The following is a 12,657-nucleotide window of genomic DNA, read 5'->3' as shown; positions in this document are numbered from 1 at the left end:
GTGTTGGGTTAAAAACTCCCCGACCCCTCAATTAATTAAATAAAAAAATCTGATAAAATTTGAGCTGAAGTTTATTTATCCACAGACCTGTCCGCCATTTTTGTGGAGGATTACGCACCCGCCCGCCTCGCCTTGCGGACTCGCATGGCGGGCGTGGGATTCACACAGATTTTTTACTAAAATTTAAAAAGAATACAATCTACCGACGATTTAACGATACTCAATATCACACCCAATTCTTAACCGACAATCTATGTCCAGAATCAAATTCTACGGCCAGAAATTACATCGATAATGAATCGATAAGCTGTCAATTAATTAGACACTTATCTGTATATTCGGTTTACGAATACAGGTCTCCCCAGAAATCACACCGCGGCCATTCAAATTCATTAGATTTAGAATTAGAATTAATATCAGCATGTTAAATAAAACTCAAATTTTGATATTCAGTCCGCCGGATCTGGCACAAATTGTGCGATAATCATGAATAGAGATAGAGGAGGGTAAGGTGATATTCACCTGATCTTCAACCAAGGAGGTGGATAATGAATATAATGCCTCGTTATGAAGTCAGATATGGCGAAAATGGTGAATGGATCGAAATTTCTGAAATTGAATTCATGAATGGGTTATATAAATTGTACAATCGGGTCACCCCGGCCATCAAGGAGATGATAAATGGTAAAGAAGTCCGCACCCCGGATGCTCATTACCGTCTAAAATGGCAGTTCAAAAACCCTCGGGTGACTAAAATAGACCATAGCCATGCGCCCACCGTTTAAGATTGATTCTTGGATTTCAGCGGATCGATACTGGTTTACCTTAAGGGACGCCCATAAAATTCTCAGTTTTCAAATGAATATTAATTAACCGCAGACATACGCATACTTGCGCAGATAATCTAAGGAAACTCTGCCCCGTCCTTCGGTAAAACCATCAAATAAGGGTACCTACCAGGGTATTGGAGTTGGTAAAATAACCTGGAAAATACCCTAAGCATGATGACGCCAGTCGTTTGCCACGGCAATAGCTGTGCTATCATTAAAAATTCTGTGGATAAAAGGCAGAGCTCTCTATGGCTCTGTTTTTTTATCTTATAAAATAAAACATATCTTCAACAAATTATCACCTTCAGAACTTTCAATTATTATTGACTAAAGCCCATCAATTTTGCTCTAAATTCCTATAACTTATTGCTGAACTTCCTATTCCATCTGACCTGAAGCGGTACTCTATTTTCAGCGTCGAATCCTCTTACTGACCTGACTTGCACGCTCCTCCGAAATTCCAAAAGATAAATCTTGTGACTCAAACCATGGTCTAAAAGGAGCTCATAATGAATTGGCCAAAAGCATCTCTTTTACTGATTGCAGCAGTTGTGTTTGTGATTTCAGGGTGTGCGACCTACAAACGGCAAGGTGTTAAGATCGGTGCACTGGACAGTTACGAATCCAAGGCGTCGGTCAAAGGCATAACGATTGCTGCTGACCCCATTGACAATGAGGCAGAGGCCAAAGAGAATTTTTATGTGGATGTAACCAAGGTCAATTTTTACCCGGTTCTTATCATCATTCAAAATGAAACCAGTGACCGGATTTACTTTATGAAAGAATCTGTCGAATTGACAGACCCCAGGGGCAACCATTACCGTCCCCTCCCAAGCGAGGTAATGGCAGATGCCTGTGAACACAACAAATTGGTCTATGCGCTGCTCGGTGGTCTTTTTTCATATATGTCTGCGGATGAAGCCAACCGCAAGATGGCATTGGATTGGCAGAACAAGGAGGTTCCCGAAACCAGCATTACCAACCCCGGGCGTACGCGTTACGGGTTTTTATATTTTGAGCTTCCCGAAGGCGAAACGCCCAGTGAATACACGCTCAGCCTTATCGCTGAAGTATTGGAAACCAAGGAAAAATTTCCGATTGATATCGTGCTGCCAAAAACCGCGATCAGAACAGCAAGTAAAGTAGACCGCGCTCAAATACCGGTTGCTTTTAATCCGCAAGAACCCTGGACGGGAAAGTGGAAAGTGGAAGGCTCACGGATAGTAGGCGGAACATGGGGAATGAAACAAAGCGGGCGAACCGTAAAATCCAATAGTGACAGTTTTTATCCAATTGAAGCTAAAGTTGTCGGAAACCAACTAGAAGGAAAGGTTGTTGGGGATTATGATACAGTCCACAAGTTTGTTTTAAATCTTTCTTCAGATGGGCAGTCATTTGAAGGCACTGCAATATCCGGCTGTCGAAATGCAACTGTAATTTTAAAGGGCAGGAGAGAATAAAGCATTTTTTAGGTTTCAAAAGATCAGGACTGAGAAAATTAGATTAGACGCCAATCCGCCTGCGGCGGTAATATCATACCTAACGGCTAAAATTCAAAAACCGTTTAGCCAACCCATCAACTTTATCACCAATCAACCCGTCATCCAGTTAGCTGATCAACCCAATTTACATTTTGTTACAAAAAGGTGCTTTTATAAAAGGACAACATTGTGGTATCAGATCAGATATAACCGCTAAAACTGAAGCTGAAGGAGATGGAAAATGTCGCAGGATAGGCAGAAATGTTCGCGTAGGGAATTTTTCAAAATCACCGGTGCAGCTGGAGTGGGATCGGCCATGGCTTCCCTGGGAAGTGTTGCCGGGGCGCAGGATTCCGGTTTGCAGCAGGTGCCCACCCGGCCTTTTGGCAAAACCGGCCAGCAGGTGTCAATCCTGTCTTTTGGCGGCAGCCAGAACCTGAGCGCCAAGCAGCTCCTGTTGCGGCAGGCATTTAAGATGGGCGTGACCTACTGGGATACGGCCGAGATGTATTCGGGCGGCAAAAGCGAAGCGGCCATGGGCAAATACTTAGCCAAATACCCGGATGACCGCAAAAAAATCTTTCTGGTCAGCAAAGGCCGCTCCTCGGAGCCGGCTGAATTAAGCCAGTTGCTCAAACAATCTTTTGAAAGACTGCAGACCGATTATATTGACCTGTATTTTGTCCACATGGTCAAAAATGTTGAAAAGCAGCTGACCAAAGAGGTCAAAGCCTGGGCTGAAAAAGCCAAGTCTGCGGACAAAATCCGTTTTTTTGGCTTCAGTACCCATAAAAACATGGAAAACGTTATGCTGGAAGGCGCCAAGCTGGGCTGGATCGACGGCATTATGACCACCTACAATTACCGTTTAATGAACACTGATGAAATGAAAAGGGCGGTGGATGCCTGCACTAATGCCGGGATCGGTTTAACTGCTATGAAGACCCAGGCCAAATTTTTTGCCCGTTTCTATGCGGATGTCGGCAGCGAAAGCGAGGCAGAGGTTGCGCTCAGCGATCGCTTCATCAAAAAAGGTTTTACCCCAGAGCAGACCAAACTCAAGGTGGTCTGGGAAAACCCTGCAATTGCCAGCATCTGTTCGGAAATGCCTAATATGACCATTTTGCAGGCCAATGTGGCCGCAGCATTGGATAAAACCGAGCTTTCCCTGCAAGACCGGCAACTGCTGGAGGGCTATGCGAAGGCATCGGCACCCGGCTATTGCGCGGGTTGCGGCAATGTGTGTGAATCGGCGCTGAGTGCTGATGTTCCGATCAGTGATATCATGCGCTACCTGATGTATCATGACGAGTATGGCAGGCAGCAAAGAGCGATGCGGTTGTTTAAGGGCTTGCCGGAACAGATGCGCGAGCAATTGAAGCGCGTAGATTATGCCAGAGCAGAGCAGCGCTGCCCGCAGAAGATGCCGATTGCACGGTTGATGGCCAGAGCGGCGGAGGTTTTTTGCGGTGATGGGACAATAAAGACTTGATTTTTTTCCACCGCAGAGTTTGACGAAAGTTTTTTTTAGACAGGATTAACAGGATTTTTCAGGATTACTTTTTCTTTTGGCCATTCCCCGGAAGGGAATGGCCAAACCCAATCCGCCTGCGGCGGAAATAACAGACCTTAAACAACGGCTATTACTACACGCTACCGTTTTGCCAACCAATCAACCAGTTTACCAGCCAACTAATCGACTTAATAACAAATCAACTATTTAACTAGAAGCTGTCTCAAAAATAGTAGATCACGCCCAAGGGCAAGGCGAAAACCGATTCAAAAGTGGAGCATACACGTTAGTATTCGAGCATTTTGAATCGGTTTTTAACACAGCCCTTGGGCGTTAGATGCATTTTTGAGATAGCTTCTAATTCTGTATGCCGGGTGGTTCAGAAAACTGGGTTTTGTTCTTCTGGTAGTGGTAGGATTTGACAAGGGCTTTGACAAAATGGCGGTTTTCAAAGTCAGTGCCGCACAGGTTGATGCCAACATTGAAAAGACCGCAATCATTTTTAACACAATATATCACCGAACCCCGCACTTCCATTTGCTTCTGATTTAAATCAAAAAACATTAAAATGATATCTTCTGAGGCGATGGGCTGAAATGTTTCAATCCGGATTCCGGTCTGGCACACATCCCGCACCATGGCAACATTATGGTGTGACGACCTTCCTTGCGCATTCACACTCAAAAATGCAATCGGATCGCAAACGCTAACTCGGGGATTCTTTCGTCTTTCTTCCTGATGCATACCTGTATTATCGGCTTTGCCATTGAAATCTTTATTTATTTAAGGACTTAAGAAATTTTGACAAATGGCCGATATTAGTTCCGTCCTTTTCGACCCTGCGAGACAATTGAATATAGGTGACGACACTGAACTGAATGAACCCTACTGACAAAAGGTGATAAATGTTAAAAGTCCCTGAATTTATTAGAAAATCGGCACTACATCAATTCAAGATCGATAAAAACACCATCGAGCATATCATCGAAGGCACCATTGTGATCAATTCGATAGAATTGATGATCGAAATTTTAAACAAATTTCCGGACAAACCTAATCTGGTTCGTATATATGCGGATTTACTATTAAAAAACAAGATGCACGATGCAGCGGCCAAAACGTATAACCGGGCCGCCATGCTGTTTTTGGACAACAACCAGATGTTACCGGCGATAGTGGCCAAAATATCTCAGTGGCACATTGAGATGCCGTCCGATAAAAATGTGAAGGCCTTTTTGACCCAGCTAGACAGCAGCCATAACAAAAAGCTGCCAATCGGCCATTTTTTTTCCAAATTGGGTATCCAGGAGCTAAAGGCGCTGTGCTCTCTGTTTGAAAATGTGCGTCTGTCGGCCAACGAGGTGGTCAAACAAATTGGCGACCCCGAGGATCATCTGTATTTTATTGTTTCCGGCCGCTTAAAGGATTCCATCTACCTGACGCTGCAAAATCAAAGAAAGGTGTTTCGCAAACCCACCCTGGAATTGGCGGAAAATGATTTTTTTGGTGATATCTATCCGTTCAACAAGGAGCAGCGCTCGCAGTCCTATATTGAAACCCTCGAGCCCACAGAATTGGTCAGGGTGCCCAAAGAAAAGCTCATGCGCATCTGTCGCAAATACCCCAACATCGAGTTGGGCATTATCGACCTGCTGAGCATCAGGTCTTTTACCGACCAAGAGGAAACTACTGAGACCATACGCAAGGAAACCCGCCATAAATTTTCCCTGATGCTGGAGCTTGAGATTTACCCGGAAGACTCGCCTGATGAAGCCATATACCTGGAAGGCGCCTCGGAAGATATCTCCATCGGGGGCATGAGCATCATCATCGATGCCAAAAGACTCAGTGAACCCTGGAACATCTCCTCGCTGCACGAAAGTGCCGCCGATGCTAAAATATTCGTCAGCGTGGTCACCCATACGCTGCTGTTAAAGATATCCGGCAAGGTTGCCTGGCGACGTGAGGTAGTGCACAGCGGGGCCAAGGCGCTGGCGCTCGGGATGCAGTTTGATGAGATGTCGCCCAAGGTGCGGGGGCTGTTGTTTGCGTTGTTTAACAGTTTAGATTGATTGTTTGGTCTTAATTAACCGCACACCACGAAGCAATGGTTTATCTCACCGCAGAGACGCAGAGTTCGCAGAGATAATTTTTCATTTTGCTTTCCGTTGAGAGGACGGAAAGCAAAAAACAATCTGCCTATGACCTGTTTCAAGGGCTCGGATGAGCTTCGGTGGTATTTATTTGAGTCATGTAAATTATGTTGCCTAGTAATGAAATATTGAATTTGCCCGGAGGGCTTGGGTTTATTTCTTTTCGGCCTCCATGCCATGCCATAGCTTTAGCGACGGCAGGTCACCGAAAAGAAATAAGAAAATGACCCTTTGCGCCCTCTGCGTCTTTTCGGTGAGTATTAAGAGGTCCATGCGGCCCTGGCCATGATGAAATGAAAAAGGGGCCCTGTTGAGCCCCTTTTAAAGATTAAAGCCGCTGCTGATTATAATGAGCACTCTTCGAAACAGTTGCGCTCGCGAGTCTTGCAAATCGAAGCGCCCTCTTCTGTTTCCATGCAATGAACATATTCTTCAACACAGCGACTATCGCATTCGAAATCTACCGGGCGAGGTTTTTGACTGTCATCCATAATAACCTCCTTTTGTCCGAACGATATGTCACACCACTCGGTGCAATCTAATATCCTGGACGATTGCTGTGAACGTTAAATTTTCCAGCCCCCTTTCAATAATTAAAAATAATCACCGTTATCACGCAGGGCAATCCCGGCCCACAAAAGGGCAGGCAGGACATTTTAACGAAAAACCCACCCCTCTTTACAGACAATCCATCAGGATTTAACTTGAACTCATCAAGGAGATCGTTTCCTATGATCCTAAAACCGATCACGTCGAGAAGAATCTTACCTTTTTTAACGATGCTGGCGGCATTATGCTGGGTCCCGCTGATTGTCGGCGCTGAAGAAGGCCGCAATAAATCGCAGGGGACAGCTGCCGGTTCACATCTTTTGGACGGCAAAGACTTTATCGGGCCCACCGGAGAAAAGGGCAAAAAAACCCACCATGAAGATGTATTGGTCTTTAAAGACGGCCTATTCACCTCATCCATGTGTTTTGAATATGGGTTTACGGGTGGCCCCTATACGGCCTGGGCCGAAGGGGATCTGATCCATTTTGAAGCTGAGACCCACAGCCCCACCCATGGCAAGATGAATTGGAAAGGCACCCTGGATGGCGACACCATGGTCGTCGATTATTCATGGACCAAGAAAAGATGGCTTTGGACCACCTATCGCGAATACTGGTTCAAGGGAACGCTGCAAAAATAATACGGTGATCACCATGTCTGAGGCCCGCCCGGTAGCTGCCGAAACCGCCAAGCTCAAACTGCTGGTTAAAATTTTGCTGCTGATCGGCTGTCTGGTGCTCATCAATTATGGCGGCGGCCTGGTGGTGCACAAACTTAATTTTCAACTCTGGCCCGAGCATGAACATTTGATTGTGACGATGCTGTGGCTGTCTATCGGGGTCTATATCCTGTGGATGGCGATGCCTTTTGTGCCGGGTATCGAGCTGGGTCTGGCGCTGATGGTCATGCTTGGCCCGCCGGGAGTCGTCCTGGTCTATGTATGCACCCTGCTGTCCCTGTCGCTAAGCTTTGCCGTTGGCCGCCTGATACCGCTGAAGGCTTTTGCCCGATTTTTAGGCTGGCTGCATCTGAACAAGGCCCGGGACCTGGTGCTGAAGCTGGAACCGATGAATCCTCAGGAAAGATTTGACATTCTGCTGCAAAGTGCGCCCTCCAAAATTGTCCCCTTCCTACTGCAACATCGCTACTTGATGATTGCCCTTATATTGAATCTGCCCGGCAACGCTTTGATCGGCGGTGGCGGGGGCATTGGCCTGATTGCCGGAATGAGCAAACTCTATACGTTTCCCAGATTCTTTTTGCTGATCAGTGTGGCAATAACACCGCTGCCGCTTTTGTTTCTGGCCGGCAAGTGAGATTATGGTTGGCCTGCTGAGCCCGTTGAGAAAGGAAAATGTCTCATTTTATTTTTTTACCGGCAAACGGAACAATCTCGTTTCACGAGGACCTGCGGCGCGCAACGGGCTCAATCTAAAGACCTTAAATGCAGTTTTAAGACAGCTTCTAATTTTATACTTGTAATAAAGTGCTTAAAGGCTTATGGTCATTTCTGAGGGGACAAGACCACCGTATGCCGGCAGCGGACCTAACCGTTGCATCCGACCACTGAGTTGGCTTTTGCGTAAAGCGACTTCTCACCGCGCACCATCGACCTGCAGCCAAGTATCAAACGACTTCGCATGCGTTTAGCACCACCGGTTTGAAACCGAATTTTCAATCTATTGTTCATAGGTTTCGGCAAGGTAACCCGAACTTTTCTCCCGTCGTGTTGAGCCCCTCCTTGCAGTTCACCACTCAACAGAAAGGAGGTTACCATGGACAAGCCCACCGTAAACTATGAAAGCCTGATTCGCATCACCAAAGCCCTTTCCATGATTCGGGATCCGGAAGAGATCATCCTGATCACCGTCGAAGGTGTGAAACACGCCCTTAATGTCAAAGGCTGCACCCTGTTTCTCTTCAGCCCCAGAAGCAAAGAGCTCAAGCTGGCCGGCAGCTATGGATTGAGTGAAGAATATCTAGACAAGGGGCCGGTCAGTGCGCTGCATTCGATTGCATCATCTTTGCAGGATGTCCAACCGGTGGCCATTTATGACGTGACCGATGATCCCCGGCTTCAATATCCGGAAGAGGCGAAAAAAGAAGGCATCGCCTCAATCTTGGCGGTACCAATTGTCATCGGAGAACGGCTGATCGGGAGCATGCGGGTTTACACCGCCAAGCCCTGGGAATTTACCCTCAATGACGTTAATTTCGTCCAGGCCGTGGCACAGATTGTTGGTATGTCCCTGGAAATGTGCCGCGTGACCAAGGGCCTAAAAGACAGCATCGATATATTGAAAACCATGCGGGACCCGCGGACCTATAAGTCGACCCGGCGAACGCCTTACGAGGGGGTTCCTAAAAGCGTAAGCAGTGACGAATTGGCGCAGACCAGCAGCTAATCGCCAACGATAGACGAAAGCGTGGGCAACTCATCTTGTTCACGCTTTCATAGTTTTAAAGGCGCACCATAGCCATATGTTTAAAAAAAATCACAGCGCTGTTTGATTTTGTATAATTTTTAGGCCCCAAAAAAGGGGGCCAACATTTAAAAAACATTAAAATTCAGTTACTTAAGAATTTGGCACAACACTTGTATAATGAATTGATGCTATCGGGATGGACAATCAACGCTTAGAAAAAAGATAAGGAAAACAACCCAAGATGTACAGCAACTTTATTCCAAATGCCCAAATCGAAAATATCGAAAGAAGAAAAGATGCCCGCAAAAGCGTCAACAGCCGCCGGCTGGTAGTTGCCGACTGCCAGACCATGGAGGGTGACTTTCAGGCCCCCATTAACAATATCAGTTCGGGCGGTGTGTTCCTTGACACCAAGCAGCGGCTATTTGTCGGGCAGGAGATCGCCATCAAATTTGATTTTCCCGGCGTGCATAAGACAATCATGGCCAACGGCGAGATTGTTCGAACCTCATATGAAGGCGCCGGTATAAAATTCAGGATGTTTTTTCAAAAATAAAGCCATCGCAATACGCCTCCCAATGGCCTAAAAAGACAGCCCGGATCCAGGGGCTGTCTTTTTTTTGGGCTGTCTGCCCAATAAACCAGCCAACCCCTTGAGCAGTCAATCTGTCCAGCAACCTCTCTCGTTCTTAAGCGTTGATCGGACCGCAAGGGTTGTGTATGAAGAAAGAGACCATCCGTCTTTAAGTGGTCTATTGCGCCAAACCCCATTTACAGGAGCTTTTTTATAATGGATCTTAAAAAAGACATCCGCAAAACCAAGGATTTGGTTGTCAAAATGCGCCGCGATCTGCACCTGATTCCGGAAACGGCCTACACCGAAAAGAAAACCGCCGACTACGTAACGCGCTATTTGAAAACCCTGGACCTGGAGGTGCATACCGGCATCGCCCAATACGGGGTGGTGGGGGTGCTGGATACCGGCAGACCGGGCAAGACCCTGCTGATCCGCTCGGATATGGATGCGCTGCCCATCACCGAAGAAACCGGTCTGGATTTTGCGTCCACCCACGCCGGGGCCATGCATGCCTGCGGTCATGACGGCCATATGTCCATGGTGCTGGGCGCTGCCACGGTCTTATGCAGTATCAAAGATCAGCTCAACGGCACGATTAAATTTTTATTCCAACCGGCTGAGGAAGGCCCCGGCGGCGCCAAGCCCATGATCGAGCAAGGGGTAATGGAAAATCCAACCGTGGATTATGCCATTGGCTGTCATCTGTGGCCGCACATCGCCGAGGGCACCATCGGGGTAAAGGCCGGCCCGCTGATGGCGGCCATGGACCGTTTTGACCTGCGGATTATCGGCAAGGGCGGGCACGGCGCCATGCCCCATCTGTGCGTGGATGCCCTGGAGGTCGGCACCCAGGTGGTCAACGCCCTGCAGCGCATCGTCAGTCGTCAGATGAACCCCTTGCAGCCGTCGGTGGTCACCGTCGGCGGTTTCCATTCCGGGACCGCTTTTAATGTCATCCCCGACGAGGCGGAGATATTCGGCACCACCCGCACCTTTGACCGCGACATCTGGAACACCTGGCCCGAACGTTTAGACAACATCATCGGCGGTGTGTGCCAATCCATGGGTGCCACTTATGAACTGACATATTCACAGGGATACCCCCCTTTAATCAATGATGCCGACATGGCCCAGGTGGTGGCCGCCGCCGCTGCCCAGGCGGTCGGTGAAGAAAACGTGATGGCACCCGAATCCACACTGGGCGGTGAGGATATGGCCTTTTTTTTGGAAAAATCCAAAGGGTGCTTTTTCTTCCTGGGGGTTGGCCGGGAAGGCGGCGCGTCGATTCACACCTCCCGCTTTGATTTCAATGAGGATGTCCTGCTGGTGGGCATTGAAACCTATTGCCGGGTGGCGTTGGACCTGCTGGGATAACGCCTGCCTACTGATTGGGCGCTGGCGCCCCATCTTAGCGGGATCCACCTGCCGTTGAGCCACTTGATTTTTTTTAGACAGGATTTACAGGATTATCAGGATTCTTTTTGGCCGTTCTCCAGAAGAGAACGGCCAAACCCAATCGCCTGCGGCGAGAATTTCGTGCCTTTAGCAACTAAATTGATCACATTAACAAATTAGAAATCCACCACAAAGATTGGCGGACAAGTCCTCCAAAAGGCTGGCGGATAAATCTGCGGTTAGTAAAAATTTACGGGGTAACGGCTACAAATGGCGGGCGCTGGGCTTACAATCAACTTGACTTTGGCGTTATATTACTGGTATTGGAAAGGCGTTTACATGAATATGTTGAATAATAACCAATAGATTCCGGATTTACGATGGACAAATTGGCCACCATTCAAACACACTAAAAGCCCCGTTTTTCTTTCGGAAAACGGGGCTTTATATTCAAATGTAGAACAGGCGATTCATTAACTCGAGGCTGTTTCAATAATAGCAAAGTACTAATTCAGGTATTTCGGTTAAGTCCGCCGGCGGCGGATTGAGCCGGTTGAGGAAGGAAAGTGTCTAATTTTATTTTTTAACCGGCAAACGGGCCAACCCGCCAGAGGCGGACATGCGGGTAACGGGCTCAACCTAGGAACCTTAAATGCATTTTGAGATAGCTTCCCATTGAATAAGGAGGTTTGAGGATGAAGAACATGAAAAAAGCGATCCCAATCCTGGTGTTATGTCTGGCCCTGGGGGTCTGGCTGGTCGGCTGCGCCAGCAGCGGCAAGGGCAAGCCGGAGACGGTCAACTGTGACGCCAAGATCCACTGGTCAGTGACCGAACAGGTCCAACTCACCAATTTTGGCTGCGTGCTGGACAAACACGGCGGCCAGGATTCTCTGATTTTTACCGTCGGTCTCATGAACCCGACCGAAAAGCCATTGCGCTACCGGGTCAACATCTTTTTAGAAGATATGGACAAAGCAGCCGGACATTATGTACCGCGCAAAGGCAAACCGCCGGTGGTTGCTCCCGGCAAATCCGCAACGGTAAAAATCCCGTTTATCGGCACAAAGGAACGCTCAAAGAAAATCTCGGTAATGGTCACAACGATGAGCCAGTAGTCACTTGCCATCACATCAATTCATAGCCGAAATTAAGGAGGAAGTTTAAGATGAAAAAGCTAGGATCCAAATGTGTCCTCACGGGCATTTTACTGCTATGTGCGATTTTATTGATTAGCGGTCCGGCTCTGGCCCGCACTGAATTCGTTTCCATCGGAACCGGCGGCACTGGCGGGATTTACTACCCCTACGGTGGTGGCGTGGCCGAAATCTGGACCAAATATGCAGAAGGGGTCCGGGCGGTGGCCGAGGTTACCGGCGCCAGTGTTGAAAACGTCCGGCTGGCGCACAAGGGCGAAACCGTCATTGGTGAAGTCATGGGCGATGTGGCCGTAGCCGGCTACAAGGGGCTGTCCAAATTTAAAGGCAAAAAGCACGATATCCTGTCCATGGCCATCATGTACCCCAATCTGCTGCAGGTGGTGACCCTCAAAAAATACGGCATTACCAACATTGAGCAGATTAAGGGCAAAAATATCAGCTCCGGCAGCCCGGGCAGCGGCACCAATTTTATGGCCGAAACGGTATTTAAGGCACTTGGAATTCCATTGGATTCCTACAGCGACAGCCGTCTTTCGTTTACCGAGAGCGCCAATGCCTTGCGGGACGGGACC

At 47.9% G+C, this 12,657-nt stretch carries 12 protein-coding genes; 11 read left to right on the top strand and 1 reads right to left on the bottom strand.

Annotation, left to right across the window (positions count from 1 at the left end; translation table 11 throughout):
• Positions 1–548: 548 nt before the first annotated feature.
• From QNJ26_17795 to QNJ26_17785, 3 genes are all read left to right on the top strand, one after another.
• Entirely contained in the window at positions 549–785 is a 237-nt protein-coding gene (locus QNJ26_17795) for a hypothetical protein (protein ID MDJ0987398.1), read from the top strand.
• 554 nt (positions 786–1,339) lie between these two features.
• Positions 1,340–2,290, top strand: a complete 951-nt coding sequence (locus QNJ26_17790; GenBank protein ID MDJ0987397.1) for a hypothetical protein — start codon at positions 1,340–1,342, stop codon at positions 2,288–2,290.
• Between the two features lie 262 nt (positions 2,291–2,552).
• Positions 2,553–3,803, top strand: a complete 1,251-nt coding sequence (locus QNJ26_17785; protein ID MDJ0987396.1) for an aldo/keto reductase — start codon at positions 2,553–2,555, stop codon at positions 3,801–3,803.
• Positions 3,804–4,181: 378 nt separating this feature from the next.
• Here QNJ26_17785 and QNJ26_17780 read toward each other — a convergent pair whose 3' ends face one another.
• Positions 4,182–4,568, bottom strand: a complete 387-nt coding sequence (locus QNJ26_17780) for a PilZ domain-containing protein (GenBank protein MDJ0987395.1) — start codon at positions 4,566–4,568, stop codon at positions 4,182–4,184.
• Between the two features lie 161 nt (positions 4,569–4,729).
• On the opposite strand from QNJ26_17780, the gene QNJ26_17775 reads away from it, so the two are divergent.
• The 8 genes from QNJ26_17775 to QNJ26_17740 all read left to right on the top strand — a co-directional run.
• A complete protein-coding gene (locus tag QNJ26_17775) occupies positions 4,730–5,896 on the top strand; it encodes a cyclic nucleotide-binding domain-containing protein (GenBank protein MDJ0987394.1) in 1,167 nt (388 codons plus the stop codon).
• An 812-nt stretch (positions 5,897–6,708) separates the two neighbouring features.
• A complete protein-coding gene (locus tag QNJ26_17770) occupies positions 6,709–7,167 on the top strand; it encodes a hypothetical protein (protein ID MDJ0987393.1) in 459 nt (152 codons plus the stop codon).
• A 13-nt stretch (positions 7,168–7,180) separates the two neighbouring features.
• A complete protein-coding gene (locus tag QNJ26_17765) occupies positions 7,181–7,843 on the top strand; it encodes a hypothetical protein (GenBank protein MDJ0987392.1) in 663 nt (220 codons plus the stop codon).
• Between the two features lie 459 nt (positions 7,844–8,302).
• A complete protein-coding gene (locus tag QNJ26_17760; protein MDJ0987391.1) occupies positions 8,303–8,932 on the top strand; it encodes a GAF domain-containing protein in 630 nt (209 codons plus the stop codon).
• A gap of 262 nt (positions 8,933–9,194) precedes the next feature.
• Entirely contained in the window at positions 9,195–9,509 is a 315-nt protein-coding gene (locus QNJ26_17755; GenBank protein ID MDJ0987390.1) for a PilZ domain-containing protein, read from the top strand.
• A gap of 234 nt (positions 9,510–9,743) precedes the next feature.
• Positions 9,744–10,904, top strand: a complete 1,161-nt coding sequence (locus QNJ26_17750; protein ID MDJ0987389.1) for an amidohydrolase — start codon at positions 9,744–9,746, stop codon at positions 10,902–10,904.
• A gap of 716 nt (positions 10,905–11,620) precedes the next feature.
• Positions 11,621–12,043 carry a hypothetical protein gene (locus QNJ26_17745; protein MDJ0987388.1) on the top strand — a complete coding sequence of 141 codons (423 nt, stop codon included), beginning with the start codon at positions 11,621–11,623 and terminating at the stop codon, positions 12,041–12,043.
• A gap of 50 nt (positions 12,044–12,093) precedes the next feature.
• On the top strand, positions 12,094–12,657 hold a 564-nt coding region (locus tag QNJ26_17740), incomplete at its 3' end, for a TAXI family TRAP transporter solute-binding subunit (GenBank protein MDJ0987387.1).

It is taken from the genome of Desulfobacterales bacterium (assembly GCA_030066985.1).
GTDB lineage: Bacteria > Desulfobacterota > Desulfobacteria > Desulfobacterales > JAHEIW01 > JAHEIW01.
The sequence above is the reverse complement of the archived record's forward strand: the minus strand, read 5'-3'. Positions and strand labels throughout refer to the sequence as shown.

What these genes read in the sequence shown, in the direction of transcription:
- QNJ26_17795 (MDJ0987398.1), top strand. Translation starts at nt 549, where the DNA reads ATGAATATAATGCCTCGTTATGAAGTCAGATATGGCGAAAATGGTGAA.
- QNJ26_17790 (MDJ0987397.1), top strand. Translation starts at nt 1,340, where the DNA reads ATGAATTGGCCAAAAGCATCTCTTTTACTGATTGCAGCAGTTGTGTTT.
- QNJ26_17785 (MDJ0987396.1), top strand. Translation starts at nt 2,553, where the DNA reads ATGTCGCAGGATAGGCAGAAATGTTCGCGTAGGGAATTTTTCAAAATC.
- QNJ26_17780 (MDJ0987395.1), bottom strand. Translation starts at nt 4,568, where the DNA reads ATGCATCAGGAAGAAAGACGAAAGAATCCCCGAGTTAGCGTTTGCGAT.
- QNJ26_17775 (MDJ0987394.1), top strand. Translation starts at nt 4,730, where the DNA reads ATGTTAAAAGTCCCTGAATTTATTAGAAAATCGGCACTACATCAATTC.
- QNJ26_17770 (MDJ0987393.1), top strand. Translation starts at nt 6,709, where the DNA reads ATGATCCTAAAACCGATCACGTCGAGAAGAATCTTACCTTTTTTAACG.
- QNJ26_17765 (MDJ0987392.1), top strand. Translation starts at nt 7,181, where the DNA reads ATGTCTGAGGCCCGCCCGGTAGCTGCCGAAACCGCCAAGCTCAAACTG.
- QNJ26_17760 (MDJ0987391.1), top strand. Translation starts at nt 8,303, where the DNA reads ATGGACAAGCCCACCGTAAACTATGAAAGCCTGATTCGCATCACCAAA.
- QNJ26_17755 (MDJ0987390.1), top strand. Translation starts at nt 9,195, where the DNA reads ATGTACAGCAACTTTATTCCAAATGCCCAAATCGAAAATATCGAAAGA.
- QNJ26_17750 (MDJ0987389.1), top strand. Translation starts at nt 9,744, where the DNA reads ATGGATCTTAAAAAAGACATCCGCAAAACCAAGGATTTGGTTGTCAAA.
- QNJ26_17745 (MDJ0987388.1), top strand. Translation starts at nt 11,621, where the DNA reads ATGAAGAACATGAAAAAAGCGATCCCAATCCTGGTGTTATGTCTGGCC.